Below are 26,596 nucleotides of genomic sequence, written 5' to 3' on the forward strand. Positions count from 1 at the left end.
TTGAGTTCGCTAGAATATGAAATCGGTTTTCTCTCAAAAATGATTGAAATTGACACCGAATCAGTCTCAAAAAAAGGATACGACAAATGCGCATCCATAATCGTAAAAGAGGCAGAAGGAAACTCCTTGGACGTAGAGATAATTGACGGCGAAAAAGGAGCAAAAGACGGGCTTTCACGACCAAATGTTATAGTGACGCTTGACGTAGGTTCAGACGTAACATTGCTTCTTGAATCACACTTCGACATTGTCCCACCTGGACCCAACTGGACATACCCTCCATTCAAGCTAACAGTTGAAAATGGAAAAGCCTACGGAAGAGGCACTGCAGACAACAAATCAGGCATTGCAGCCGCAATGGGAGCATTACGACAACTAAGGAAGGAAAAGTTGGACATAAACCTCAAACTCATCGCTGGAGTGGACGAAGAAATTGGCGGGCGATACGGCGTCGACTATGTGCTAAGCGACTGCGGAGTAAAAGGCGATGCAGCATTAGTTGTTGACGCAGGTCTAGAAAGACTTTACCTAGGAGCAAGTGGCATCCTCTGGGGAAAAATAACAGTCGAAGGAAAACAAGGACACGCAGGCTATCCTTTCAAAGCCAAAAACGCCATAGACGAAGCTGTGAAACTGCTCGCCGCCCTAGAACCCTACAAGAACGAAGTGGAGAAAAAAGAATCAACTCTACATGCGCCGCCTGAAGCTCCAAGACAATTCGTTTGGGGAAGATACACAGTAACAATGATCCGAGGAGGAGAAAAAGAAAACGTAATACCCGGCACTTGCGAATTCCGCTTTGATCGGAGACTTCTCCCAGAAGAGCCTGTAGGACAGGCTGAAAAAGAATTTAGAGACTTCTTGCAAGAAGCGATTGAAAAAACCGGCTGCAAAGCGTCACTTGAAATTACTAGCAAGCTTCCAGGCTACCACACTTCAAAGGATGTCGTCTTTGTACAAACAGTCTCAGAAGGCATCAAGAAAACAATAGGACACAGTTTGCCCTTCGCTGCTGAGCTTGGAGGAAACGATGGAAGCTTTTTCGCCAAAAACGGGATTCCAGTCGTATGCTACGGAACCATTAGAGCTGACACACACTATCATGGTTTGGATGAATTTGTGCATCTCGAAGACATAAAGAACGTTCGAAACTTGATAATCAATCTAGGAAGAGTAGCAAGAGAGAAAATAGCATAAGATCCAATACGAATTCGTCTTCCAGATGTTACACCAAGTTCTTGTTGACCTTTCTCAAATAAGAGCCCCTATCTTGGCGTATGGTGGGTCGAACCGGACTAATACCAAAAACGGGATCAAGTCCAATGCTTTTGACCTAACCAAATTTGCGGTTGAGCATGGCAGGCTCTGGACCCGCTGACGAGAGTTCGAATCCCTCCCGAGCTACCAACCACACACTTCTCACACATATTTGAAGAGTAGATGCTCTGAAAACTGTTAATCAGCTGTTTCAAGTGGTTTTCACACGTCTTAGAAAGATTAAAGCCCAACTCACGCGTTTTCTTGACTATTTCAGCATCAAGATAAAGCACAACATTTCTCTTGTGCGGCATTTTGTATTCGCATTCCTTTGCGTGCGGAGGGGGTGGCAGGTGGAATGTTATAAGTTTGGTGCTTCAGTCAAATCATATTTTAAAAGTAAGTTGAGAGAGCATGGAGTTGACAGGAAAGTGAATGTTCAGAAGATTTGTAGGGTTTGCAGAGACAAGAAGCAAGTTAGGGAATTACTTTATAATATATGGGGTAAACCAGACAAAGCAAGTGATTTTTTGCTAGAAACACTAACTAGGAATGATGTTATCTTCACGTTTGAGCGGAAGCTAGAATGTAGGGGAGAAGAAACTAAATATCCGAAAACCTATAAACGTCTGTAAACAGGTGGGATTTCTGTGATAAATAAGACAAAAAGGGCGATTATATATGCAGTAGTAGAAGTTGCTCTTGGCGTGATGGGATTTGCGGTCAGCTTGTTGCCAGGTGGGTATGCTTTAAGTGCAACCTTCATAGTTCTAGGACTTATCTTTTCAGTAATGTTGGAAGTCCTAATAGAAATAACGACTAAAGAAGCATTGCCAGTAGATATAATTTCTGGTGAAAGAGAACTGAAGAAAACATATGAGAAATTGCGCAAGAACGCGTGTTTGATGCAAGCAGTTTGGTGCAGTAGATATGCAGAGGTATCAAAGTATTTTAACAAAGAGATGAAAGAGTTCAGGGATAACAAAAAACTTACTATTGAACGCTTAATAAATCCGAAAATTATCCCTAGTCCAGACTACAAAGCGCATTTAAATAGTACTGAACGCTTGCGTAAGCTAGGTAGATACAAAATTAAGGCCACTGACCTTACAGAACTTGAATGTGTAGTATGCGAGTATGAATCCAAAGATGAAAAAAGTTGGAAAGCATTATTCGTTTTTAATGACCTAGACACCCATACCCCGGCACTTGGCATATTGCTTGATCCGTCGAAAAAAGAGAAGGCCAAATCATCTCTTGCTGCCGTCAAAGGATGGTTTAAGGATGAATGGAACAGAGGAATCCCTTTGTAGAATGAGGCGATAATGTTTGGCAGAACTCCAGTGGCGAAAACGTAGCGGAACAAGAAATATATGGGAACAAAAGGCATCTATCTACGATAGATATGTCACTAGGACAAGGAACAAATTACTGAGATTCTACCTTACAAAGGAACAGAATTTTCTTGATGACTATCTTAGAAGAGTTATCACTCAAAAAGCAAAAAGAAAGATTTCAATTGTTGAAATTGGTAGTGGCACTGGACGAACGCTTCTTTACTATGCTAAGAAACCGAATATTATTAACAATGTAGAATATATGATTGGAATCGATAATGCACTAGCAATGCACAATATATCAAAGTTTAAACTCACCGAAATGGCAGGTTCTTTTAATAACAGCGACTTGCTCCAAAAATACGTTTTTCTTAATTTAAATGCTGAGGAGCTTTCAAAGTACTTCGATAATGGCCGCATTCTTTTAGGAAAACTGATTGATGACAATATCGATGACTGTATCGCAAAAATAGATGAGAGAAAGTTTAATGACTCTGTCAAGGTTGTTATTAATCTTCTTAACACATTAGGAGTAATCAAGAATACCAAGCCGTTAGTACTTCACAATATGGTTAAAATTGCAGGAACTGATGGTCGAGTTGTAGTATCAGTTTTTGATGGCGCCAAATTCGAGGAACATGCTCAGGATATTTATAAGTCTATAAGAAATATTGTTGGCAAGTTCGATCTGGATGACTTTGATTTTGACAAGACTGAATTTGCTTCAGCCTCTTATTACAGTAAATGGTTCACCTTTCAAGAAGCCAAAAATTTTATGGAGAAAGCAGGTTGTACAAAAATCCGTTTGAGGAACATTCAAGACATTGCTCTTTTTGTCACCAGTGAAATTAAGAAATAGTTCAAAAAGCCGCAGGTATGTAGGTTGAAGATGATCTTGTGGCATTTGGATTTCCTTCGATATAAAGACGAGAGAGTTTCGACTAGACCATTTGGAATCCGTGAAGTGCTAAGTAAAAAGAACAAAGGAAGTTTTGAAAATGCACTCATGGTACTTACTTGTGTGGAAAGAGACGATGATTCGAAGGAAATAAAGGAAGCTGTAGAAGAAATACGCAAAACAATTCAGACAATAAAAAGCACAAGAAAAATAGTAATCGTTCCATTTGTTCACCTTAGTGAATCAATTGCGGATCCCAAGAAAGCTATCATGGTCTTACAGATAGTACGCTCAGAGCTCATATCTTTCAATCTGGATGTAGATACGATTTCCTTTGGCTATCATAAAGGTTTTGAATTACATTTTCGTGGTTATGGACACCCTTTGGCTGTAGCTTTTCGAAGTTTCCCAAGAAAAAGAACATGACATATACGTTTTGTCCTTTTCTTTCGATTTTTTTCTTTATTAGAAAAATATAAGCTTAGAAAGTTTCCTTAATATGATCATAGTTCTAGGATGGAAATTCATGGCTGAGAAGAAAAAGAAATACGTCATCAATGTTGATTTCCATACAACTTCAAGAGTTCATCTGAATCCCCTTTACTTCGATGATATGTGGTGTAGGCTTAACGAGGAGAAGATGCGTAAAGATGGAGGTAAGGTTTACGTTACAGCGGAAGAAGCACTGAAATATTTGAGCGGAGAAAAAGCACTTGTCTTTGATGGGAAACCAGTTACGAATTTAGAAAAATGTCTAAACTGTTCAGAGCGTGGAAGACAAAGCGTTCATTGGGATATATTATAAGATTATCAGTATTGAAGCGATGTGCCAGTCACTGCAAGTGAAACCTATGTAATAGAGAGATTGAAGGGAACAGAGAGGCTAAAGAGAGACTAAGCATAACCGTGTTCTATTGTAATTTCGAGTTAAAACCATAAATATTATCTTCTTTGGGTTTGAAGTTATTTTGGGTGATTGGAATCTTATTTCAAAATGAGAAAGCGCTTAGAGAATATGTCTGCAAGAAACTTGTAGAAGGCAATTATGAGATCATAGGGACTGAAGCGACAGTTTATGGAGGCAAAAGAATAGATGTAATGGCGAGAAACGTAGAGAATAAAACTGTTGCCATTGAAGTCAAACGTTTTAATCGCATAGGAATTGCAGATGATATAAGGAAACTTGAGCGTTTAGGATTTTTACCTGAAATTGACTTATTTTATGTAGCTGTACCTAAAATGAATTTGCAAGGAGACATGCTGGGCTTTGCAAAGAAACTTGGAGTTGGAGTTATCGGAATTACAGAAGAAGGACTAGAATGGTTAGTTGATTCTGACGAAAAATCGCCTGTTGCACTATACAAATCTACTGACTTACCAAACATCGTGATCCCTGGAAGAGAATTTCAATTTCAAATATTTGTCAAAAATAATGGAGGAAAAATGGCTCGGAATATTGAAATAATGTATATGCCAGCTTGGCCATTCCGTGTACCGAAGGGTGAAAAGAATCACAAATTTATCAAAGAACTCATGCCTGGAAAGCAGAAACAGATTTCTTTTAAAATTAAGGTAAAGAATGACGCCGAAGAGGGAAGGCACCCTCTTTTTAGCAGGATGACTCTGCCTGGAACGCAAGCTGTTGATTCGCTGTATCATTTAGAAGTCAGAAAAGAAGTCAAATGAAACTGTCTCATGCATGCATAAAGAAATTATAGAGAACTGAGAGGTTGAGGAGAGGCTGAGGAGACAGAAGGGAGACTTTATTGTTGTCTTTTTCAGCTGCCTCCAATCGTTTATGCATGTAATTCATTCTTCGGTGGTGGTGGGGGCGGGGAGGGCGGGGTACTGTCTTGTCTATTGACATTTTGTAGCACAGTTGCGTTCAAGATACACTTTCAACAGCTGCATGCATGCGATCAGAATGCACATACTCAGCGTTGAAATGCTTAAAATGTGAGGACAGACAGTATTGGTTGTGGAGAGGACCAAACTTGGTAACGACTGAAGAACAACTAGACAAGATAACTCAAGAATTCATCGAGTCAGTTCGCACTCTTTTCAAGAAAGGAATACTCACGAAAGAAATGCTTCAAGACTATAGGGAAGCAAAAGCAGCACTTCATGGTCTTTTGGAATCAGCCTTTATCAGTGCTGGTTGGCGCATAGGTTTTTATCCAATTGTCGAGCCAAGAGTCCCTTTAGATTCTCCACTTGTCCCTGGAGACTACTCCCCTCAACTCAAGGGAAAGCGAAGACGAAACCAGTTCAGACCTGACATTGGTTATTATCGAGCAGAAAAACTTGATATTTTCATTGAATGCTGCACAACTGATGAAGCGAAGGAATTTGAACCTTCCAAATTGCATGCACACATCACAAAAAGAGATGCATTTTTGCATTTTGTGAAGCATGCTAAAGTTTCAGCGTTCATAATGTGTGTTGTGCTTCCCAGCGATATGGTTCGAAGACCACCATGGAAATGGGCTAAAGAATCTAGCAATGATTTTTTCACAGAATTTAAGCTTGGATGGAGTCAATTGGCAAACAATCTGCATCAACACATTCCGACTCGACTAATTATCTTGAATGAGAACGGAGTCTATTCCAGCAAAACGTGGCACGCCTATCTGGAATGAGTGTTAGAGTTTTTTGGAAGCCGATGAGATTTTTGGACACTTTCTTGTTTTAACAAGTTTCAGGGAACGTTTAGGATTTCTAATTTCTAAATTCTAACCCGTATATTATTTAGAATTTCTAATTATTTTATTCATTTAGAAAATAGAAATTAGAAAATCAAAATTTTGTAAATACGCGTTTTGAACAGTCCTGTAGTGTACGTACACTGTGGAAATGAAGAAAATGAGCGAAGAGCTTGACACAGTAAACTGCTCTTATAAAAAGCCAGCAACACTTATTCTACAATAGTGGAATAAAGTAAAACGAACTAGATTCTTGGTGATCAGAATGGGAAAAAAATTAGTCTTTAAGGAATGCAAAGTATGCAATGGCATTGGCATATTATCATCATCCGGCAGGCCATGTTCAGCCTGTGGCGGAAGGGGTTTTCTTATTCTGGAAGAATCAAATGCTGAAGAAAGTAGAGTGGAAATCTTTGCAAAAACTCTTCTAAGGAGAATAAGAGATTTTGTCGATTCGGAGAAAATGAATATAGAAAGACTGCCAAAATGGATTAAGTCTGCGAAAGTGAAGATAGCGCATCTAAACAATAGTAACATCATTTTATACGAAGCCGCTTACTCGAATAAAGATGAATATGTTCATTATGGAGAGGTAAAAACAGACCTTCAATTCTTTCTTGGGCTTCCTGAATATACTCCAATCGGGGCGAGTTTTAAAGCTCCACGAACAGAAAACAAGGCCTTGATCATACTCCATGGTGAATATGCTGAAGGCAAACAGGTTATTTTTGATATCACAACTCCGAATTCAGCACTTTTCAATGTCGGATACCTCGCTTACCACTCACCAATTGCCATTCTTAATATATTTATGCAACTCAGCTTGTCTGGCAATGTCTTAGCAATACGTTTTGTGCCTTTTGCAGTATACATTCATGACAATGATATTACGCATTTTCCTGAAATTTGGGATAAGAGTGCTTCTTATATCAAAAGCTCACTCCTGTCAATTCATGAGTCTGAGGGAGATTATTACGAATCAGTTAGAATTGAGAAAAACGCTTTCCTAATTAGGAAGGAAAAATCCGTTATTGTGTTTGGAAAAGACAGTGTTCCTGATACGCTTGCTGAGCTTGAACAAGTTCGAGACTACCTGAAAGGAAAGGGATATGACGCATATTTACTGAGAGAATTACCAGAACATCCCGCAATGTCCATTGAGCAGAAGGTAAAGTTGTGGTCATTGGCCTCTAGATTTTGTGTAATGATTGATCGACAACCTTCTGGGCACCTTGTTGAATATCCTTATCTAGAAAGTGTAGGAGCCATATTAGCTCTATTGAGACCTAAGAAAGGTGGATCAACATATATGATTGGAGATTCGCGTGTCAAAGGTATTCGTCATATCGAAACGTTTCATTTCGATGAAACACCATTTGAGGTTATGGAAAAAGTCATTGATTGGGCAGAATCACTGGTGCAGGAACAGATTAAAGGATATGAAAAAGTTTATCCTTGGAGAAAAGAAAAACGTTGATTATAATGTCACCTTTAGTACTACTCACTCATTCCCAGTAGTTTGCTTTGATAATCTTTTCATTGAGTCTTAACATAAGACCCCAAGCTTTCAATATCTGAAACCCCAAAATCTCTTTAACCAAAGTTGAATAATTTAGAACAAGACACAAAGTAACGTGGGGAAAATGCAGTGAATAGTAGCAAAAAAGAGAATCTCAGGGATTTCATCAAAAAAGAGATCAAGAAGAGCGGATTCCCTCTAGAAGTTCTTTCATCTATGATTCTCGATAAGAATGGTTGGGATGTGACTCCTCATCTGCTCTTCTACAATGAATTGGAGGAATGTTATAATGAAATAGATATATATGCCTCCAAGCAGAGCACACGAACTGAGTTCAACGACGCGATGGAGACTTTGATTATCGAATGCAAAAAGCAAGAGAAAAAGCCTTGGGTATTCTTCAGACAGAACCAACCAAATACTGATTTTGCCACTCTTAACGTAACGCCAGAAAGTGCAAAAGAATCTTTTGGCAAAGGTTTCTCACATCATTATTACTTCAGAAGGAAGCCTTGTGGCTATCATTTTCCTACTTTTGTTGCGAGAGGAAAGCCTGATGTTATACTAGACACGGTTAATCATCTTCTTGACTCACTGAATTTCGCCCAAAATGCGACGACCCGTCTTAATGAAAAGTTCGGGGTTCAACTCCTGGAAGTCTTTTATCCGGTGATAATATTTGATGGAAAACTGTTTTCGGCTAGAATAAAACCTAATGGCGACATTAGTATCACAAAATCAAAGCATCTTCAATTGAAAGTCTGCAGAGCAATAAAAGAACCTAAGCTGATAGAACTGAGTCGAATCGGGATGCGGTGGGAAATTAAAAAAGAATATGTGGTAGATATCGTTACAAAGGATTCGCTTGATGACTTTTTGAAATATTTTCCTTGAACAACTGTAACGTCCAAGCAGTCTTTCTTGATAGTCTCACCATTGTGCCTTCACATAAGGTCCTAGGCTTTCAATGTCAGAAACGCCAACAAAATCTCTCAGTGCAAAAGGTTGTTGAAGATACATTAAATCTTATTTATCACAAAAACTTCTCCCTCAACCTCCACAAACTTACCACACACCTCATATTGACCAATTTCCTCACAATTCAAGAACTTCTCACAATTTAGACAAACTTCAATTCGCTCTCTCTTCAATTTTTTCTCTAACTCTTCTTTCTTCATATTCATCGATTATCAAATGAAATGCTTGGATTACACTAAAATCCTTGATAACGCTCCCATCGAACTATCAACTTGCTGCACGTTTCTGGAAGTCAACGTTCTGAAGAACTTGTGGTCAGTGGAAGCTGGGCAGCTTGGATTGAGCGTAGAATTTCTAAATTTATAATTTCTAATTTGAGCGAGATTTTAGAAATTCTAAATTTTCCTTCTGATTAGAAATTTAGAAAATTATAAAAATGGCGAGTCTTGAAGCAGTCTCCCCAAAGTCTCCCTGTTAGCTTCTGTGGTTTCACTTGTACCCGCGCATTTTAAAGATTCCATGGGATCTTACGATAGCAATCTTTCAACCGCTTCTCTTAGGTCTGAATCTGTCTCCTGTTCCTTTTTCTGCTTATCGATGCTCGCTTCAACATCTTTCATCATATCGATTATTTCAAGTAAAGTGGGTTTGCGAATTCTCCAAGCAATCCCATTGGAAGTGATGACATCTTTTGTCTCAATCTTTCTTGGGTGAGTAAGCGTTTGTCTAACTTCTCTCATCTTGCTTGAAGGAACAGAAACAGATGGCGGTAATCCTGACCTTTTCATCGATTTTTTAGTTTCTCTCCAACTCTTTGCGTGAGGGAGAATTTCAGCATAGGGTTTTTCTCCTGAGGCAGCTAATTCAACAATCTCACTTTCGTAGGTTTCTGCTTGCTTCGCCAGTTTACTGAACTGTTGATAATGTCTTTTCATCAATCTGAGTTGCTTCGCTGCCTTCTTTTGGAGTTGGTTTAATCCACCTTCATAAAGGATAGTGATAATATGTTCAAGAGTATTTTTATTCACACTTGGCTTATAGAATACCTTACGACCTTTTTTCTCTTTTTCGATTATGTCTTTTCGAACGAGAACCTTAAGATTTCTCCACACTTCTTCTCTCTTAAGACCAGTTTTGTCAACTATTTCTTGCCCATAGAGTTCTCCATATTCCCTCAGAACAAGAAGAATGTACAATTGGTTCTTGTGCCCTGATTCTTTTGGTCTTCCCCTCATTGCAATCCGTGCGGGTTAATTCACAATTGTCCTTTAAGCCTTTCTATTGAGGATGAAAATACATGTACACACATGGGAATCCACTTCAAGCATGCATGCAAGCCAATTGGAGGTTCTCTTGGTGAAAGACGACGACAAGAAAGCTGACGTGACGATTAGACGGCTGATGCGTTCTTCATTTATCAAAAGGTTAAGCCGTCGTTATCCAATTGACATATTCTCCGATAGAAATAATATCGTAATTCGCATTGAACTGAGAGGCAAACGTAAAGAACTGATTGATGTTTTCGACATTGAGGTCAGCGAAGAAGGCACCTTAGATGTTGAACAAGCGTTGCATTACGTTATAATGAGTTGGGAGTTGGGATTAGGCAACGCTGAATGGGAAGCTGGAATGAAAAATATCCGACAAAGCGAGTTTTAAGAGAGACATGCTGCGATGGGAATCATTGAAACAGATAATCCGTTAATCTATGCGAGACGACTCGGCAAAAGCGTTTTTGGCGCGATTGGAGCAGCAGTCACCGAGACTTTAGAGATATGCTACTGCTCTAGACTCTTGCCGGATTTCTTGGATAATCCCTACTTCCGACCAAATCAGAATGCTCTACTACTGTGGGCACCTTCGTTCTACAAAAGTACTCTTCTCTTAGCTTTCTCGAAAACAATTCCTGCAAACCTAGGAATAACTGATATCAGTTCGCAGACGCTTGAAACGCTCTATGGTAGTTTAGATAAAGAGGGAAATTTCATTGAGCCAGCTCTCGTTGGAAAATCTTTTGTTATCGTTACTGAGTTGAGTGCCTTTCTTGGTTCAGGTCTAATTATGCGAAACATGGTTAACTTGCTTAATGTAGCACTTGAAGGTCAGCCAATAACACGTAGATTACTAAAACTTGTTCAGCCTTATAAAGCGAATATTGTTTCTGAGTTAAGTAAAAAGGGCATATTGTGGAATCCAAAGGAGGGCACGATTTCATATATTCCGAGAGCAAGTTTCATAGTTGGCACCCGACCTTTGCCAAACAAAATTTTCACATATCTTAAATCGTCGGGTTTTTTTAGTCGCTTTTTGATTGAGCAGTACGAATTTACTGACGAAGAATTAATTGAAGACTTCTATGTGATTAGGAGAATCGATAAAGAAGCAATTGAAAAACTGAAAGAAATCAATCTTCGTCTAAGTCAAGTTTCTGTCAGCAAGCTGGTGACTCCTTCAGCAACGATGTTAGATGATGCCTTTTCCAACTTAGAGCAGTTAGCTAGAAACGCAATGATTGATAACCGATATCTTCGGTTAAGCGATGTTCTTAATCCAAGAATAAAGGACAACGTTATTCGACACTTTGTCAGTTATGCCTTTTTACGTTCCGCAGTCAACAGTGGGTTTAGACATTTGGACGAAATCCAGTATAGCCAAGAAGATTTCAACTATATAATCAAAAAGCTGCCAAAATTCTTAGAGTCGACTATTAATCCACTTTTTGTTGAAGATCTTTCTCCTCGATTGGCAAAAGCTCGACCTAAGAAACGTGCAAAGGAAATTATGCTTACATTCCTGCATGATGGGAGAGAAAGAAGTAGAAAGGAGATTTTAGCTCATGTTTTGTCAAAAATGAGAATTTCCACCGCAACCATCGACAATAGTCTCAAAGAATTGACTCATGACGGATTGCTAGAGCAAGTTAGGCATGGATTCTACAGAATTGCATCATAAGAGACATAACTACAGCAGGAGGTGGAAACATATTCACGCTTGATTTGAAGAAAAACAAGAAGATAGCTCAAAAATTACGTGCATGCAAACGAAAAGCTAGGGAATTGTTGCTTGATGGGCCTATAAAGACCAACATATTATGGCACAGACTTCACCAGTTTAGCGATGTTCGACAACGAGTCTTAGAGAATCTGCTTAATGAAGAGGTAATTAAGGTTGAATGGCGTTTAGATTCTTGGAGACCCATATCATACTACAGACTCAAAGAAAAGACAAACTAAACTGAGTAACCCGTTAGGCGCTCAGATAACAACTTCAAAAGCGCAATACAACTGCCAATATACGTGATTGGAATAGATCTTTAGGTTTCCACTTTCCGTGCGTGCCAAAACTTAACCTATATATCAACTAGACAGGCAACAGTATCGAAGAATCGCTACAAACATTCTGGGGACTTCATGGAAGGATTTCGGTTTTGTTCGATTCTCAGACAAGATTGAAATGTTGCTGTCATGCAATTTCTATTTTGGGTGATTGTGACGTCTGAAGAAGAGGATGAGTGGTTTTTCTGGTTTGAAGAGGAGACAGATGAGGAGGATGAAGATGAAGAAGACGGTTGAGACCGATTTTGCCATTGATGATTTGAAAGCCATAAAGATCGCTGGCAAGTTGCTTGACCTTTTCTACAACCGCAAAGGCTTTTTTGAAGGCTATTCTATGCCTGAGTACATCTTACCTCGCAATCTAGAGGAAGGAAGTAGGGAGCACGCTCTCTTCCTGACTTACGTTATTTCTATTGACTACATGACTGACGCAGTGATGCTGTGGAAGAGGTCGAGAGGTACTTACGAGCTTTATCCAGAAAGGTTTACTCCCAAAGAGATTTTGAAAGTTAGCCCAAGAACTGTTGAGATCCTCGTTAAGAACTTGGGAGCCAGATTTTATTCAAACGCTGCGAGAACATGGATCAAGATATCTAGGCTGCTTGTTGACAAATACGGTGGCGATCCAAGAAACATAACTAGAGAACCCTTGACGATCATGGAAATTAAAAAGCGTCTTCAAGACTTTCCCTATCTTAGAGGTAACAAGTTGTCAAACTTCTACATTAGAGCGATGGGTGAAACAGGAGTCTTCAAAGTTGAGAACCTTAATGAGCTTGATATTCCAGTTGACAAGCAGGTAGCTAGATTCACAATGTACACTGGGGTTCTCAGACTTCTGAGCGAGCAGTTTACAGGATGTGTACATGAACCTCCATTAAGAGGTCTCATAGAAGAGGCTTGGAGAAATGCTGCCAGGAAATTGGGCACTCCTCCTTGGAAACTTGACGAGCCTATCTGGACAATAGGATCGAAGCTGTGCAGTGGAAGAAAATGTGTAAAATGTCCTGTCGAAGATTTGTGTGTGAAAACTAAAGGAATAACGTTCAAAGAAAACACCGTCATATGGAGACGAGCTAGTTGAAGACTCTAGGTTTGATTTCGTGCACTAAGTCAAAACAGAGTTATCTTTGTAAAGCTTCTGAGATGTATTCAGCTTCAGATTTGTTTAGGAAAGCGTACTCCTACGCCACTAAGAATTATGATTTTGTCGCCATCCTAAGTGCAAAGTATGGCTTACTATTTCCAGATGATAAAACAGAGCCATACGACCTGACGTTAAATGTTATGAATTCTAATGAGAGGAAAGAATGGGCTGAAAGAGTCTCCAACCAGATGAAAAGTAGGCTAAGGCTACTGGATTTTGACAAAGTCTTCTTTCATGCTGGCAGGAAATATAGAGAACACCTTATTCTAAAATTGAGGGATATGGGTATCCTTTGTGAAGTTCCGTTGGAGCATCTTGGGATTGGCGAGCAGAAAGCTTGGTATAAAAAACATGACACGAATACATTTGACCAAGTACTTTGAGCTTGTATCTTGTAAAGAGCTCTCATAAAATCGGTGTGCTAACTATTTCCTGAAGCAAGAGCTTTTTCTTCATCCATGATTTGGAATTGGATTTCACAAAACGCCTCACAGATTTCAGGGACTAGATTTTGCATTGCTCTAATCGTAATTAGTCCCATCATTGTCGGTTTTGTTGATAGAAGGCAAGTTGTAATCTGGCATAAAGAAATAGCTGCACTTTGACCTGGGTCAGCTAACCCAAAATTGCTTGGTCCAGCCAGAAGCAATTCCCTTTTGGATCTGTCCTGAATTAATCCAAGCTTGAACAATATTCCTTTTGGTCCAGAATGGATATTGTAACAAGCCATATTGTAATATGGTCGAAGCTTATCAAGCTTAACATGTTTCTCGATTTCCGTAAAACTCCTCTTCTTCAGAATTTTCTTTGATATCCATCCATAAGGATATTCTTGTCTGAAATCTTTTCCATAGATTTTGCAGATGCTCGCGCGAGCCTTTTTGATTTCTGCCAATTCTTTCTCACTTAATGGCTCATACCCCAGTTCACGACAGTGTTTTTGATATGCAAGAGCTTGTCGATAGCTCACGATGATCTCATATTGGAGAAAACGTTTCGCGGCATCTTGTCCGTGCTCCCAAATAAAGAAGGAGACACATGCGATTTCATGGAGCGTTCTCCATCGAGCATAGGCGCCATCAGCAAAACCGTGTTTTAGTAGAGAAAGTATTTCAGATCCGATCTGGCAACCTCGTGCGTGTAGTCTTGTTAATACATCAAACTTGTAGTTGTTGGTTTTGGATGCTTCATCTCTATACTCTTTGTTGAATTCTGCTCCTGCTTCTAAGGCAATAACCAAGAATGTTTCTAACAAGTCAATGGGCTTTTTCCATCTTTGGAAGAGACGCTTTTCGAATCCTTGCCCGTATCTTCTTCTTTCCTTAAGCATCTGGGAGCTTTTTGATTTCAGTTCCTTCAATAGAACATCTGCAGATTCAGGTATAGTTTTGGAAATGACTTCTTGTACTACTTCAGGTATTTTGTTAGCAGGTATTTTTTTGCCAGAATCCTTCAGCGCTTGTAGAACCAAATGCCAAAACCAGTCGTCTTGATACATGTCAACAACTTGGGCGAAACATCTTTTAAAGCGTGCTGTATAAGCGCAGAAGAGCGAAACGCGTATACCCTTATTCGGCAAGATTTATGCTGGTGTTCTCCGCCATGCGCGCGCGCTTGGAGTAAGACTTTAATGGTCAATAATTGTATCGATTATTTTAGAAGAATCGAATAACTGAAATATATGGGCCGTCCAAAATGATCAGAAACTATGAATCGTTGGTTAATAAGCTTGCAAATATCAAATCTTATGTTGAGTTCCATCCATGTATGCTGCCAAAGGGGGTTTCCAGATATGAATTGATAAATTTTTTTGAATTTTTGTCTCCGATAATGTTAATACTACATGGTTCCACTATTTCGAGTGCGAAGTTTTCGATGAAAAAAAGCAGCGATTTGGATATAGTATGCGTATCTTCAAAAGCAGCTTTCTGGCCTTTGGAGCAATTGTATAAAAGAGTGAAAGAAAATCTTGAGAATGAAGACATCAAAATTGACGTATCAATCATAACTTATAATGAATTAATATCAATAATAGAGGGCGAGTCTTCTTTGAGCACTTCATTCAGGCATGGCTTTTCATTATTGTATCAGAAGGGAAGAGGATGAACTATTCAGATCTAACTAATTATTGGATAACAAAACATAACGAAAATTACTACAAGTATATGAAAAGCATCAAAGAGCCAAGATATGGCGTGAAGACTTTCTTTTTGAATTCTTATTATCTCTTTAGAACTCTGGGGAAAGAATGGGAAAATTATCTAGAAAGATATCCGAATCTTTTCAAAAGAGATCCAGCAAATGATTACTATAAGTATCGTGATCCTACCGAAAGAGGCAATGAAAGACAAAATTCATTAGAGTGGACAACAGCGTTCGAAATAGTTGCAGAGTTTGGTTTTCCTCATAATGAATCCGCGAAAGAAGATTTTCTAATGTATTCTACAAGTTTCTTGGGAAAGGCTATGAGATCACCAAATGCACGGTGGGTAGATTTTATGTTAGCCTCCGCTGTTGCACATTTACCTAACCAATATGTTGATGTTAAAGAGTGGTTTCCTTCTCAATTGGAAAAATATGTTCAAAATGGAGATTTAAGTCCTCATCAATTAATGATATATCTCAAGGCGTTAAGGCAATATGAAGGGCATGGCGAATTACGTGCCAGAATTGTCTCAAAATTGCTGAATTGGATCCGAAATCCAGTTGAAAACTACGCGCGCAGACAGATTCTTATTTGGGCTCGGCTGATTACAAGAATGCAATGGTTGGAAGATCTCGCAGAATCAGAAATCAAAGAAATGATAGCAAATCACTTCATTCTTGCCCTCAATAGTGTAAACTACATCGATTGGTTATACTCTCCTATGATCCTTGAGGCCTGTTTCATATGTGCGGACGGAACAAAAAAGGACAATATCCAGAGTGTATTGGGAAGGAATTTGACACCTTCCGCCTTTTTCAAATTTCAGGAATTGTTTCCGTTTTTGAATCCAAAGGATAACGCTCTTGAGGTTCAGAGTTATGTGACCAAAATAAAAGAAAAATGCAAACCAAGTGTGTCTGAAGAGGAGTGTAGAGATTGTATGAAAAATAAGCAAGGAGATTGTTGGATTAGAATTCTTGCGAAACTAACAAATACTGAACCAAAACTGCATTCTGGATATGAGATAGCAGATAAAGTAATCTATTCGCTGCAACAGGGCGTATATATCGTTATAAAGTCAGATCCTATTTCAAGGCAAAGGGGTGAAGGAGATGTACTATACCGCCAGTGCGGGTCACTATTTTCTATTGACTATGCATTAGTACTCTATTTGAATCCGTGTGAAACAGCTCCTTTTGTTATCGAAGAGATTAGAAGAGCAGCATCAAATAGCGCAAAGAATCCTCGATTTGAGGTAATTGACCAAAAATATATTCGTCAAATGTACAAGGAATATTTAAGAAGAGAAGAAACGAACCAGAAATATGGGTCATTCTAGCGTGCACACATGTGCGGTGAGTTTAAGTCTTTTTAGCGATTTCATGCCATGTATTATGGGGAAACAGAACTTGGATAACATGAGCTTATGACTTTTATGTCAATACCTTCAAGTTTGCTTTGTCATATATTCTCTTCAGTCTTTGCTGTCCTTTTCCTGTGTAGTGCTTTGCAAGAACATTTCTTGGAGCTCTTCTTTAAGATATCTACAGATGCGTACGCATATGACGTAGCGTCAAGTGGAAGATTCTTTCAGAAAAGATAATAGTTTCTAAGACATATTGTATTTGGGAGAAAAAGTGAGACAAGCAACTGCAACGGTCATGGTGGTTTTGCTTCTGATTGGCATGATAACCTTTGCATTCAAGGTTATGGCCCACTCACCTGAGCCTAAGCGAGCACGCGGTTACTATCCGTTCGAACTAACCTTTAGGAGAGACCTGGGGAACTTGACTGATTCGACTCCAGAAATCGAAGAACTCTACATCAAAAGCTACTTAGATATGACACCAATCGCCTTGTGGGCATTCGTCAAATTCAACTATACTCAAGGGCTTTCAGATTTGGAAAAGATAGCCTTACAGGACAATGTGCAAGATGAGTTGGAATCAAAATGGTACATCAACTTCGTTGAACGAAACTATGCCATATGGATTCCTGAGGATCCTCCTCCGTGGCCTGGATTTGAAATCGGAGCTCTGAACGTGAGATTTGTCAGCGTGTTTCCAGTCTACACCATCAATTCAACTCTAGGCTACAAAACGATTCAAGAGGCAATAAACGCAAACGAAACCCTGGAAGGACACACAATCTTCGTATCTTCAGGAACATACTATGAAAATGTAGAACTAAACAAATCTGTTTCGTTGATGGGAGAAGATAGAGAAACAACCATAATCGATGGAAATGGAACCTTGAGTGTCCTTAAGGTAGTGGCAGATAATGTCAATGTCACGAATTTCACCTTAAGGAACGGTGAAGTCGATGGTATATTTGTGGAGAACGCAAGTCATTGCCATCTGAAGAACAATATAATAGACGAAGTTGCATGGGGGATTGTTTTAGAAAACTCCAACTTCACTGAGGTCTCTAACAACAACATAACTGGTTGTCCTTGGGTTGGAATCTCCCTTGAATCGTCTAACCACAACATTATCTCTCGAAATAACATAACAGATAATTGGTCGGGAATTGAGTTATGGCGGTCGAGTTACAATAACGTATCTGGCAACCATTTAGCCGAAAACGAGGCAAGCATACTTTACGCGTATTCTGACTACAACACTTTTTCTGAAAATAACATAGAAAATACTGATTCGATCGGCATCGGCAGCGGTACTTCAGACTACAACAACGTATTTGGCAATAATATAACAGCATTTAACGGTATCTGGCTCGACTCTTCATATGGTAACAATATTTCTGGAAACAAAATTACAGGCGAAAATACCGGCATATACTTGGGTTTTAGTGATGGCAACAGCGTTTCCGCAAACCACGTAATAGAAAACAATGAAGGGATGAGCATCTATGAATCTTATTACAACGACATTTATCACAACAACTTCATAAACAACAAGATTCAAGTCGACACGAGTTATTCGGTCAATACTTGGGATGATGGCTACCCTTCGGGTGGCAACTTTTGGAGCAACTATAATGGCAATGACTTGGACCATGATGGTATAGGAGATATCCCTTTTGTAATTGATGTGAACAATACAGACCACTATCCTCTAATGAAGCCTCTCTTGTGGTGGAACCTTGCAGACGTTAACTATGACTTCAAAGTTGACATTTATGATGTTGTTTTGGCTTGCAGTGCCTATACTTCTACTCCTTCAGATCCTCACTGGAACCCGCATTGCGACATAGCTGAACCATATGGAATCATAGACATATTCGACATAGTCATGATAGCTGGAAGCTATGGAGAAGAATACAATCCATAAGACATCAAATCCTCTCAACTAAGAACTTTAAAGCCAGCTTTATCATATATCCGTTTTAGTCTCTCAAGACCATTTCCAGTGTAATGCCTAGCTAACACATTCTTTGGTGCTCTTCCTTGAAAGACGTCTACAAATCTGTCTGGCACCATCAACTCGCCAAGCATAGTTGAATGCCACTTACGCAGCACTTGAGGTCTTATTCTACAATCAGCTGCTTCACTTGCTTTTTGCCATATCTGTCTGAATTGTCTGTGACCAATCCTGAATAATCTGCTGTTGTCATCATTCCTTGAAGCAAGATACTTCTGCAGATACTTCTCGCACTCTTCATTGTAGAATGTTACGCCAGCTCTCTTCGTCCTCGTGTCATGCTTGGCTTTGACACATCGTAAGTCGAAGTGCACATCATCTTTTGACAAGTTAAGAGCCTCAGAGCGTCTCAAGCCAGTTGTCGCAAAGAACAGGTAGATTGCTTTCTCCTTGTCAGTGTCTAATGCTTCGAATCCCTTCTTTAACTGTTCCTTGGTTGGGAGATGTTGCTCATAATTCTCTGGAACATAAGTGTGCTTCAAGCTATTCAGCAAGTCTATTCTCTGTAGGTATCTTCCGATGAACGCTTTCAACGCGTCGATTATGTTGTTGTAGGTTCTTGGAGCTTTGTCAACGTACAATTTCAGAAACTCTCTGACAGCCATTCTCGATACTTTGCCAACTGAAAGCTTCAAGAAACGCTTGGCAACATTCTTGTAGTCTTTGCTAACTTCCTTCGACAATCTCTCTTCGACTTTGAGGTATTCCCAGAAGTCAGTTACAATCTTATCAATATCATCTATAATCAAAGAATTGTCTTGGATGCACTGGGCTCTGGACCCACTGACGAGAGTTCGAATCTCTCCCGGGCTACCAACCACACACTTCTCACACATATTTGAAGAGTAGATGCTCTGAAAACTGTTAATCAGCTGTTTCAAGTGGTTTTCACACGTCTTAGAAAGATTGAAGCCTAATTCACGTGTTTTTTTGACTATTTCATCGTCAAGATAGAGGACGACATTTCTTTTGTGCGTCATTTTGCATTCGCAACCTCTTGCGCACGAGGGGATCACAGGTTCGATGTTATAACTTTGATGCATGATCACTGATTGTATATGCGCGCATAAGTTTCTTAGGAACACCGTAAACGTATTGCTACCCAAGAATTAGCGATCGCAATAATAGAGAAAAAAAGAAGTCTCAAAATAATGTAGATCTTGTCATCCCTTTTTTTTGGGTGGAAGCTTGCTTGCCGTATCGGCTAGCATCGTACGTCACTTGACGGTACAATGCTAATATTTCCTTTGTCGCATATAGTATCGGATAGAAATGAAAGCGGTAAATACGCGAAAACTGGTTTTTAAGAGAAATACGTGGAATATGGGGAACGAGCAAGAATTCGTCCAATACTGTAAGCATAGCCTTATGACGCCACACAGCTGGAAGAGGAGCTAGCATGAAAGAATACCAGATTTTGAAGAAGAAATTAGGTGTTCCTGATAACCTGATGTCGATTTTAACGAGACTAGTATCGCAGGAAGAAAGCCAAGTTTTAGCTTTGATAACGGAAGAGTTTCTCACAGCTTTCACTATTGCAGAAAAACTTGGAGAGAGGAACCCGGAGAAGCTTTCTTCAATTCTCAAAACCCTTTATCAGAAGGGCTTTCTTTATAAGAAGACGATTGATGGTGAAGAAGCCTATCGGTGTAGGAGCTTCTACGACATAATTCGATCACATCTCGAAGAACATAGATACAATGAGTTAGAATTCAAGAATCTTCATATGCTTCAGCAATACTATATGTCAACAAGGGTTAGAAAAACCGAAAAGACCATAAAAAATGGCGAGCTGAAATATTCTTCTGCAGTCATACCTGTAAAGGAAGCATTTTTCCCAAAACAATATGTACTGCCCACACAACAAGCCATTGAATTCCTGAGGAAAGCCAAAACTATCGGTCTCGCCAAGTGTGGATGTCGTGTGGCCTTCAAAAACTGCGACAACCCTGTAGACACCTGTCTTCTCTTGGATGAGGAGGCTGAATATCTAATATCGCGAGGGCACGCCAAAAAGATACAAATTGAAGAAGCAAAGAAGGTTCTCAAGATTGCAAATGAAGCTGGTCTAGTCCATCTCACGTTGTACTTGCCTGGCCAGAAAATCTATGCCGTTTGCAGCTGTTGTCCATGTTGTTGCCACGATCTGCAAGCGCTATTAAAGTATGGAAAGACTTTCTTCACGGCCAAATCTGACTATGTTGCAACATGCGATACAGACCTTTGTATTGGATGTGGCGTATGTGTTGAAAGATGTGTATTTGGTGCCAGAGAAATGCAAAATGGAAAATCGGTGGTGAAAGAGGAAAATTGTTATGGATGTGGACTATGCGTTGCAACATGTCCCACGAATGCCTCTGAGCTTATCCTTCGAAAGAAAAATAGCGCAGTAAATTGAAGGAGAGAGGATGATGTTAGGTGAACTCGATGAAAAGGCAAAATTGAAGCGTGCAGGTGGACTACTCAATTCAGTCATAAAGGGTTTGAACGAAAATAACTTGGAAACTAGGCAGAAGATTATAGAACTATGTGGTGAACCTTGCGCATGCGAGGACGGAGACCTCGACATCGCCAAAAAGATCGCTGAAGAGTGCACGTGCTAACCATTCTGAACCAAAAGAAGAGGAGATTAAGGAAATCTTAAAAAGGAGAAAAGGACGACCAGAAGCGTGCGCATCACCATTACTGATTCTGTCTTTTCCCTTAGTTTTATGACTTGTGGAAGAAACTTCAATCTAATAGAAAAAAGGGAAGTGGTGGTTATTAGCTTTGGTTTTCTTTTCCGCTATCTCGTTCATTTTAAGGATATATTACTGTACCCGTTGCATCCATTTCCGCGTTTGTGAACCATCCAGTAGCTGGATCCATTTCGTACCATAACGAATATGGACCCATTTTCGTTATACCCTCGAAAGAGCCTGTACAATGAGTGCCTACATATGTACCCGAGGTTGTGCCTGAGAGGGGACCAGTAACTGTGAGCTTACCTCTAGCAGTGCCTGCAACGGTACCCTGTCCAGGAATGGTAATTAGCCATTTTCCGCTATAGGTTCCCTTTCCAGTTTTCAGGTTGAGGCTTAAATGCTCAAACCATACATCAAATGTCCCTTCGTCGGCAAAGGTACCTTCATACGATCCTGACCAATGCATATCCTTTATGTGCATGATGTTGTCTGCATACCACAATTTGCTGGGAAAGTCAAACACATCGAATACTATATGATCCCAATAATTAGGATCTTTTGTTATGGACTTTGCTGATGAAATTGTCATCATCGATAGTACTAGTAGGACCATAGTTGGAATCAAGATTTTCTTGTTCATGAGAGTTCTTCCTAGAGTGTTTCTTTTTTGCGATAAATGTTTTAAGACTTATGTAACATTTTTCTAGAACACAACCCCTGCACGCATACATGCGGAGTGCTTTTGATGGTTTTTGTCTATTTAATAGGACGATAAGCGTCATACATATAAGGTATGTTCCAAAATATATTCCACCCTGTTGCCATGCCAACATTCACCAAAGTCGTGTTGAATAAAAGCTGGTTTACCCGGAAGGACTACGGCAACTATGTTTCTTGTCGCCGCATACATACATGCAGAATAAATGCCTCTTTCTTGAGTTGATAAGAGTGGCAGGCACTTGTGCGCGAGGGGATTGCAGGTTCAATGTTATAAATTTGGTGCATCGCGCGCGCATTGGAGGTGATTAGATGCCCATCATCAAAGAACAGGATCTAAACAAAATTAGGAAAATTCTAGAGCGCGCGCAAACACGCAATATTTATGTAGTGGCTGTCTACTGAACAATTGGCAAATAAAAAATTGACAAAACATGGTGAACGTATTGGGAGAAGATGAAAGAACCCAAACAGGTGTCTCTCTTAAGGTAATAGCGTTGATTTCAGTGCTAGCATTCTTTTTCATATTCATGATAGCCTTCGGATTGGTTATGGTAGTTCAAGTTGGCGTGGGACATGCTGTAATACTTGTAGACCCTATTACAAGATCAACTAGTGATCCAATACTAGGTCCAACGTACACAATTAAAGCGCCTTGGGTTACTGCTGTTGACATTTACTATGCTACAGACACATTTGAAGACACAATTCCTAGTTTCTCTTCGGATCAACTTGAGATGGAAATTGAAGTTCTAGTGAGATGGTCACTTGACCCTGAGAAAATTAGGGATCTCTACAACAATTATCCAAATCTGAACTACAAAGAAAAGGCCATTGAGTCAATCATGGAAGAAACCATACGGCTAATAACCAAAAACTACACTGCTTTGGAAACTATAGAGTTCAGAGATGTTGTAAGAGATCAAGTGGAAGCAACTGTTATTCAAGAGTTGAACACAGAACCATCACTAGCGGGTGCCTTGATGCGTTTTGAACTAGACTTGAAGAACATTGGCTATCCTGAAAAATACACTTCGGCCATAGAAGATAAACTCGTGGCACAACAGCAGAAGATTCAGGCAGAATTTGAGAGAGAAAAAATATTAATACTGGCTAACGCAACAGCTCAAGAAATCATCATCACGGCAACAGGTGAAGCTGAAGCCAAAGTCATAGAAGCTAACGCAACAAAAGTAGCCATTGAACTGGTTTTGGCGTCGGTTGGTCAAAGTGGAAATCAGACAAGAATTGCAGAGCTCTATCTCTGGGTCCAAGCTTTACAGAGAATTGCACCTGACGTGGAAATACTAATAGTAGGTGCAGATGGAATACCTGTGTTGATTCCAACGAATTCGACAACAACACCCTAAAACTCAGACACATTACTCCCCTTTTTTATTTTGTATTGCACATACTCTTGAAAGCTTCTCAGATTAAGTGCATGCATGCTTTAGAAATAATCAGAAAGGCGTATGAAGAAACCTTGTAAATCTGTTTATTTCAAAAAAACAGTGCACAAAAAGATATGTTCAAACCATCACCATAAAGAGACTAGAGAGAACTGAGAGGCGCAGAGGAGACAGAAGGGAGACTCTATTGTTGTCTTTTTCAGCTGCCTCCAATTGTTTATGCATGTAATTCAATCTTAGGTGGTGGTGGGGGTGGGCGGGGTGGGATTTGATCCCAACCAACCAAGGTCATGACTGGGAACGCATGAAGAAAAAGTCATTAACATTTCTAGGTCCAGTTTTTAATCTCCAAAACATAGAGTGATTTCTTTCATTGAGATGGATGTGATAGTGTCTCAGTTGTCCATCTTTCTTTGTAGTTTTGTTTAGATTGTCATTTCTTATCTCTCTTAACATCGTTTGTGTCGGAATCAGGGTGACTCCTCTGTCCCCACAAATAAATGCAAAGTGAGTTATTCTGTATGTCTGAACACGTTCCAGGTGAGGTCATGAGTGTAACAATAAAACGCTCACCATTTAATTTCCTTGAGTTTTATCAAAGATTAAGTGCCCCACTTAATAGAAAAGCTATCAAGAATGCGTTAACGTTACTAAGAGAAACAAGTCTTCATTTGTCTGAAATAAACCAACTAGTTATTGCGATTTTCTTCTCTAAGATTATGAAAGTACCCGAAGTAAAGGACGTCAGTTTCTCAGTAAACGACAAAACTCTAGTTTTGTTTGCTTATATTAACGAACCAAACGGGGAAGCTGAAGATAAGATATATGAAGCCTACGGTTTGTTACTTGACCTATTTCCAAAAGTTGATATAGACCTTAAAGTTCTCGAATTATATGGAAGAAGTATAGAGGAATTAGAACTCTGCAAGCTCTAGTTGAGGTTATTCTATATTTGCCGAAAGATTATTCAGAAATTCCGCATCTCTCTAATGACCATAAAATCAGAGCAAAACATGATGAAGCTCTAGCAGAAATGCTATGCAGAAACAAAGAGTTCTCTGATTGGAGCATTACTTGTTCTTTTTATTTCGCCTTGCATTGTGTAGATGCCTACGCACATAAACTTAGGATTAAATCTTTTGAACGAGCACCAGACGAAAGCTTGTCAGCTCATGGAAAGAGAAAACGCTTTGTTAGGAACAATCTTGGGAGTTTTTTCAACAACTATTGCAAATTATATAGTAGATGTCACCAGTGCAGATATGACCCTAAATACTTTAAGTTGATGCGTTTAGATATTCCTGGAAAAATGCTTAAAATAGCTAGGGAATTTTTAACCATCCGCTAATAATAGTTGTCAACCAAAACCACAAAAAAAGAAGGGGTTGAGAGGGGCGAAAAGCCTCTAGTAAACTATCTTCTACAACATATTCCTAGTTAAAGAGAGTAAATATGATGGGTTTTTGCAGAGAACGAGTTGAAGCTTCTTCCACAAGTCATAAAAACTGAAAAAGATAATTTCAGCAAGGCTTTCCCTTTCTAAATGGGGGTGATGAATGAAATGAAAGATTCTGTTTATGCTGATATGGAGGACTCAGAGAAACAGGTTGCTGCTTGCTTGAGGGAGTTAGATCTCTGGTGGGTTTATGAGTTCCCTGTTTTTGTGTATGATGAAAAGAAAAGACCAAGAGTGTGGACGCCTGATTTTTACATTCCAAAGTTAGGGATGTATATAGAAGTTTGTGGATCAAGGGATTTTAACTATGAGTATAGAGAGAAAGTCTACAAGAAGAATGGGTATCATGTCATTTTTGTCCATCTATATAAAGAAAGGAAAAAATGGAAGAACTACATGGTAAAGAGAATAATGGAGATTGAAAAGAAGAGGCATGATGAAGTCATGAAAATGCTCCATCAGATTCAATTCTAGCAGATGACATTGAAAGGCAGCCTAACTTTCTACCTTCTTCTAATGAAAAAGATTATATTAATTCATTTGCTATTCAAACAGAATAATAGATTGGGAGAATAGAATATGTCCAAAAAAGCGCCTAGATTCGAACTTGTAAAAAGTCCAGAATACAAAGTGGTTCACATAGACGGTGTCTTCGGTGGTGTTGATCATATTGAGGGAAGAATGATCTTTAACCTAGATCGGCTTGAACTAAAGATGAAAAGTGGTGGACGTCCTGGGGAAATGGAGACAGATCACATAGTTAGGGAGCTACTTTTAGAAGTTCGCATGTCACCTCTTGAGTTCAAAAATATTTCCGATTGGATGGCAGCCTCTGTAAAAAGATTAGAGAAATCAGGATACAAGTTTCCGAAACCAACAAAATTAAGAGCCAAAACAAGTTATGTAGCCTAAATCCCTTTTTTCTTTCTTAACTTAAGTCAAAGCATGCATGCAGCAGGCTTTCTATTTGACGGCTGTGAAGCAATATATGCTTAGAAAATGGAGAGTTAAGTGAAAGTATGAGAAACTTCAACTCTTTGGTCTATATATCGTGAAATTAATGCTGGGATTAATTCACCCCCCCGCCCTGCATGTATGTATGCCTTGAGCTGGTGCATGCATATTGGCTTTCATAGTTGTTTTTGAAGAGTTCTGTGAAAGGCATGTCAAAAGACATCGAGGTTTCTCAACTTAAAAGATGGGGTGTATCTCGTAAACAGCAGAAGACTCTTCCAGCGTTTTTACTCCCAAGAGAAGAAAAAGATAAGCCACTTCGTCGTAAGCTTCATCTAACAGGAAACCCCAAAAAAAGACGGTTGAATTCCTAAATACCATATACATGTATTCATAGATCTGCATCAATTTTCCTTCTTCACAGACTGATATATCCTGTTGATGCGTTACCTTAATATGACAGAAGAGTCTTCAAGACCTTGAAGAAGGAAACTAAGGTAAGAAGAACTTAGAAGGTTGCATTGGCTTCTTAATTTTCTATCTTAACACTCCAACTTCTATAACTAGAAATGAGGTGAAAACTCTGAAAGGCAAAGTGACGAAATGGCTTGACCAAAGAGGATATGGTTTCATATCTAGTGAAGGTCATAGTAGCGAGATTTTTGTACATTCATCAA

At 39.3% G+C, this 26,596-nt stretch carries 30 protein-coding genes; 24 read left to right on the forward strand and 6 right to left on the reverse strand.

Features of this window, described 5'->3' with window-relative positions:
• Positions 1-1,197, forward strand: a complete 1,197-nt coding sequence (locus KAU88_06585) for an ArgE/DapE family deacylase (GenBank protein MCK4478175.1) — start codon at positions 1-3, stop codon at positions 1,195-1,197.
• Positions 1,198-1,313: 116 nt separating this feature from the next.
• Here KAU88_06585 and KAU88_06590 read toward each other — a convergent pair whose 3' ends face one another.
• Entirely contained in the window at positions 1,314-1,571 is a 258-nt protein-coding gene (locus KAU88_06590; GenBank protein MCK4478176.1) for a type II toxin-antitoxin system CcdA family antitoxin, read from the reverse strand.
• 336 nt (positions 1,572-1,907) lie between these two features.
• Between KAU88_06590 and KAU88_06595 the strand changes: the two genes are divergently transcribed.
• From KAU88_06595 to KAU88_06630, 8 genes are all read left to right on the forward strand, one after another.
• Positions 1,908-2,570 carry a hypothetical protein gene (locus KAU88_06595; protein MCK4478177.1) on the forward strand — a complete coding sequence of 221 codons (663 nt, stop codon included), beginning with the start codon at positions 1,908-1,910 and terminating at the stop codon, positions 2,568-2,570.
• Positions 2,571-2,586: 16 nt separating this feature from the next.
• Entirely contained in the window at positions 2,587-3,453 is an 867-nt protein-coding gene (locus KAU88_06600; GenBank protein MCK4478178.1) for a methyltransferase domain-containing protein, read from the forward strand.
• A 24-nt stretch (positions 3,454-3,477) separates the two neighbouring features.
• On the forward strand, positions 3,478-3,918 hold the full coding sequence (locus tag KAU88_06605) for a hypothetical protein (protein MCK4478179.1): 441 nt from the start codon (positions 3,478-3,480) through the stop codon (positions 3,916-3,918).
• A gap of 100 nt (positions 3,919-4,018) precedes the next feature.
• Positions 4,019-4,297 (forward strand): hypothetical protein, encoded by a 279-nt coding sequence (locus KAU88_06610; protein ID MCK4478180.1) that lies wholly within the window; start codon positions 4,019-4,021, stop codon positions 4,295-4,297.
• A 167-nt stretch (positions 4,298-4,464) separates the two neighbouring features.
• Positions 4,465-5,178 (forward strand): hypothetical protein, encoded by a 714-nt coding sequence (locus KAU88_06615; GenBank protein MCK4478181.1) that lies wholly within the window; start codon positions 4,465-4,467, stop codon positions 5,176-5,178.
• A 308-nt stretch (positions 5,179-5,486) separates the two neighbouring features.
• The gene (locus tag KAU88_06620; GenBank protein ID MCK4478182.1) at positions 5,487-6,131 is read left to right on the forward strand and encodes a hypothetical protein; all 645 of its coding nucleotides are present in this window, start codon (positions 5,487-5,489) and stop codon (positions 6,129-6,131) included.
• Positions 6,132-6,459: 328 nt separating this feature from the next.
• Positions 6,460-7,671, forward strand: a complete 1,212-nt coding sequence (locus KAU88_06625) for a zinc finger-like domain-containing protein (protein ID MCK4478183.1) — start codon at positions 6,460-6,462, stop codon at positions 7,669-7,671.
• A gap of 171 nt (positions 7,672-7,842) precedes the next feature.
• Entirely contained in the window at positions 7,843-8,607 is a 765-nt protein-coding gene (locus KAU88_06630) for a hypothetical protein (GenBank protein ID MCK4478184.1), read from the forward strand.
• A 611-nt stretch (positions 8,608-9,218) separates the two neighbouring features.
• Here KAU88_06630 and KAU88_06635 read toward each other — a convergent pair.
• Entirely contained in the window at positions 9,219-9,926 is a 708-nt protein-coding gene (locus KAU88_06635; protein MCK4478185.1) for a winged helix-turn-helix transcriptional regulator, read from the reverse strand.
• Positions 9,927-10,047: 121 nt separating this feature from the next.
• Between KAU88_06635 and KAU88_06640 the strand changes: the two genes are divergently transcribed.
• The 5 genes from KAU88_06640 (at position 10,048) to KAU88_06660 (ending at position 13,556) form a co-directional block, all read left to right on the forward strand.
• Positions 10,048-10,350, forward strand: a complete 303-nt coding sequence (locus tag KAU88_06640) for a hypothetical protein (GenBank protein ID MCK4478186.1) — start codon at positions 10,048-10,050, stop codon at positions 10,348-10,350.
• Positions 10,351-10,365: 15 nt separating this feature from the next.
• Positions 10,366-11,643, forward strand: coding sequence for a hypothetical protein (locus tag KAU88_06645; protein MCK4478187.1), 1,278 nt, complete (start codon positions 10,366-10,368; stop codon positions 11,641-11,643).
• A gap of 107 nt (positions 11,644-11,750) precedes the next feature.
• On the forward strand, positions 11,751-11,924 hold the full coding sequence (locus KAU88_06650; GenBank protein ID MCK4478188.1) for a hypothetical protein: 174 nt from the start codon (positions 11,751-11,753) through the stop codon (positions 11,922-11,924).
• 322 nt (positions 11,925-12,246) lie between these two features.
• Entirely contained in the window at positions 12,247-13,110 is an 864-nt protein-coding gene (locus KAU88_06655) for an N-glycosylase/DNA lyase (GenBank protein ID MCK4478189.1), read from the forward strand.
• Positions 13,107-13,556 (forward strand): hypothetical protein, encoded by a 450-nt coding sequence (locus KAU88_06660; protein MCK4478190.1) that lies wholly within the window; start codon positions 13,107-13,109, stop codon positions 13,554-13,556. The genes KAU88_06655 and KAU88_06660 overlap by 4 nt, the downstream gene beginning before the upstream one ends.
• Before the next feature lie 38 nt (positions 13,557-13,594).
• On the opposite strand, the gene KAU88_06665 is transcribed toward KAU88_06660, so the two are convergent.
• A complete protein-coding gene (locus KAU88_06665; GenBank protein ID MCK4478191.1) occupies positions 13,595-14,752 on the reverse strand; it encodes a hypothetical protein in 1,158 nt (385 codons plus the stop codon).
• 116 nt (positions 14,753-14,868) lie between these two features.
• On the opposite strand from KAU88_06665, the gene KAU88_06670 reads away from it, so the two are divergent.
• The 3 genes from KAU88_06670 to KAU88_06680 all read left to right on the forward strand — a co-directional run bounded on the left by KAU88_06670 (position 14,869) and on the right by KAU88_06680 (position 18,609).
• On the forward strand, positions 14,869-15,279 hold the full coding sequence (locus tag KAU88_06670; GenBank protein MCK4478192.1) for a hypothetical protein: 411 nt from the start codon (positions 14,869-14,871) through the stop codon (positions 15,277-15,279).
• The gene (locus tag KAU88_06675; protein ID MCK4478193.1) at positions 15,276-16,658 is read left to right on the forward strand and encodes a hypothetical protein; all 1,383 of its coding nucleotides are present in this window, start codon (positions 15,276-15,278) and stop codon (positions 16,656-16,658) included. The genes KAU88_06670 and KAU88_06675 overlap by 4 nt, the downstream gene beginning before the upstream one ends.
• Positions 16,659-16,956: 298 nt before the next feature.
• Positions 16,957-18,609, forward strand: coding sequence for a right-handed parallel beta-helix repeat-containing protein (locus KAU88_06680; protein ID MCK4478194.1), 1,653 nt, complete (start codon positions 16,957-16,959; stop codon positions 18,607-18,609).
• A 14-nt stretch (positions 18,610-18,623) separates the two neighbouring features.
• On the opposite strand, the gene KAU88_06685 is transcribed toward KAU88_06680, so the two are convergent.
• Positions 18,624-19,679 carry a tyrosine-type recombinase/integrase gene (locus KAU88_06685; GenBank protein ID MCK4478195.1) on the reverse strand — a complete coding sequence of 352 codons (1,056 nt, stop codon included), beginning with the start codon at positions 19,677-19,679 and terminating at the stop codon, positions 18,624-18,626.
• A gap of 419 nt (positions 19,680-20,098) precedes the next feature.
• Between KAU88_06685 and KAU88_06690 the strand changes: the two genes are divergently transcribed.
• Positions 20,099-21,097 (forward strand): 4Fe-4S binding protein, encoded by a 999-nt coding sequence (locus tag KAU88_06690; GenBank protein MCK4478196.1) that lies wholly within the window; start codon positions 20,099-20,101, stop codon positions 21,095-21,097.
• A 10-nt stretch (positions 21,098-21,107) separates the two neighbouring features.
• Positions 21,108-21,302, forward strand: coding sequence for a hypothetical protein (locus tag KAU88_06695; GenBank protein MCK4478197.1), 195 nt, complete (start codon positions 21,108-21,110; stop codon positions 21,300-21,302).
• Positions 21,303-21,498: 196 nt separating this feature from the next.
• Here the strand turns inward: KAU88_06695 and KAU88_06700 are convergent, their stop codons facing one another.
• A complete protein-coding gene (locus KAU88_06700; GenBank protein ID MCK4478198.1) occupies positions 21,499-22,023 on the reverse strand; it encodes a hypothetical protein in 525 nt (174 codons plus the stop codon).
• Positions 22,024-22,546: 523 nt separating this feature from the next.
• On the opposite strand from KAU88_06700, the gene KAU88_06705 reads away from it, so the two are divergent.
• From KAU88_06705 to KAU88_06720, 4 genes are all read left to right on the forward strand, one after another.
• Positions 22,547-23,470 (forward strand): hypothetical protein, encoded by a 924-nt coding sequence (locus KAU88_06705; GenBank protein MCK4478199.1) that lies wholly within the window; start codon positions 22,547-22,549, stop codon positions 23,468-23,470.
• Positions 23,471-24,030: 560 nt separating this feature from the next.
• Positions 24,031-24,444, forward strand: coding sequence for a hypothetical protein (locus KAU88_06710; GenBank protein MCK4478200.1), 414 nt, complete (start codon positions 24,031-24,033; stop codon positions 24,442-24,444).
• A gap of 626 nt (positions 24,445-25,070) precedes the next feature.
• Positions 25,071-25,439 carry a hypothetical protein gene (locus KAU88_06715; protein MCK4478201.1) on the forward strand — a complete coding sequence of 123 codons (369 nt, stop codon included), beginning with the start codon at positions 25,071-25,073 and terminating at the stop codon, positions 25,437-25,439.
• A 105-nt stretch (positions 25,440-25,544) separates the two neighbouring features.
• On the forward strand, positions 25,545-25,877 hold the full coding sequence (locus KAU88_06720; protein ID MCK4478202.1) for a hypothetical protein: 333 nt from the start codon (positions 25,545-25,547) through the stop codon (positions 25,875-25,877).
• Positions 25,878-26,156: 279 nt separating this feature from the next.
• Here the strand turns inward: KAU88_06720 and KAU88_06725 are convergent, their stop codons facing one another.
• The gene (locus tag KAU88_06725; GenBank protein MCK4478203.1) at positions 26,157-26,324 is read right to left on the reverse strand and encodes a hypothetical protein; all 168 of its coding nucleotides are present in this window, start codon (positions 26,322-26,324) and stop codon (positions 26,157-26,159) included.
• A 115-nt stretch (positions 26,325-26,439) separates the two neighbouring features.
• Here KAU88_06725 and KAU88_06730 point away from each other — a divergent pair.
• The coding region (locus KAU88_06730) for a cold shock domain-containing protein (protein ID MCK4478204.1) at positions 26,440-26,596 on the forward strand (157 nt) is incomplete at its 3' end.

This window comes from Candidatus Bathyarchaeota archaeon (assembly GCA_023131225.1).
GTDB lineage: Archaea > Thermoproteota > Bathyarchaeia > Bathyarchaeales > SOJC01 > JAGLZW01.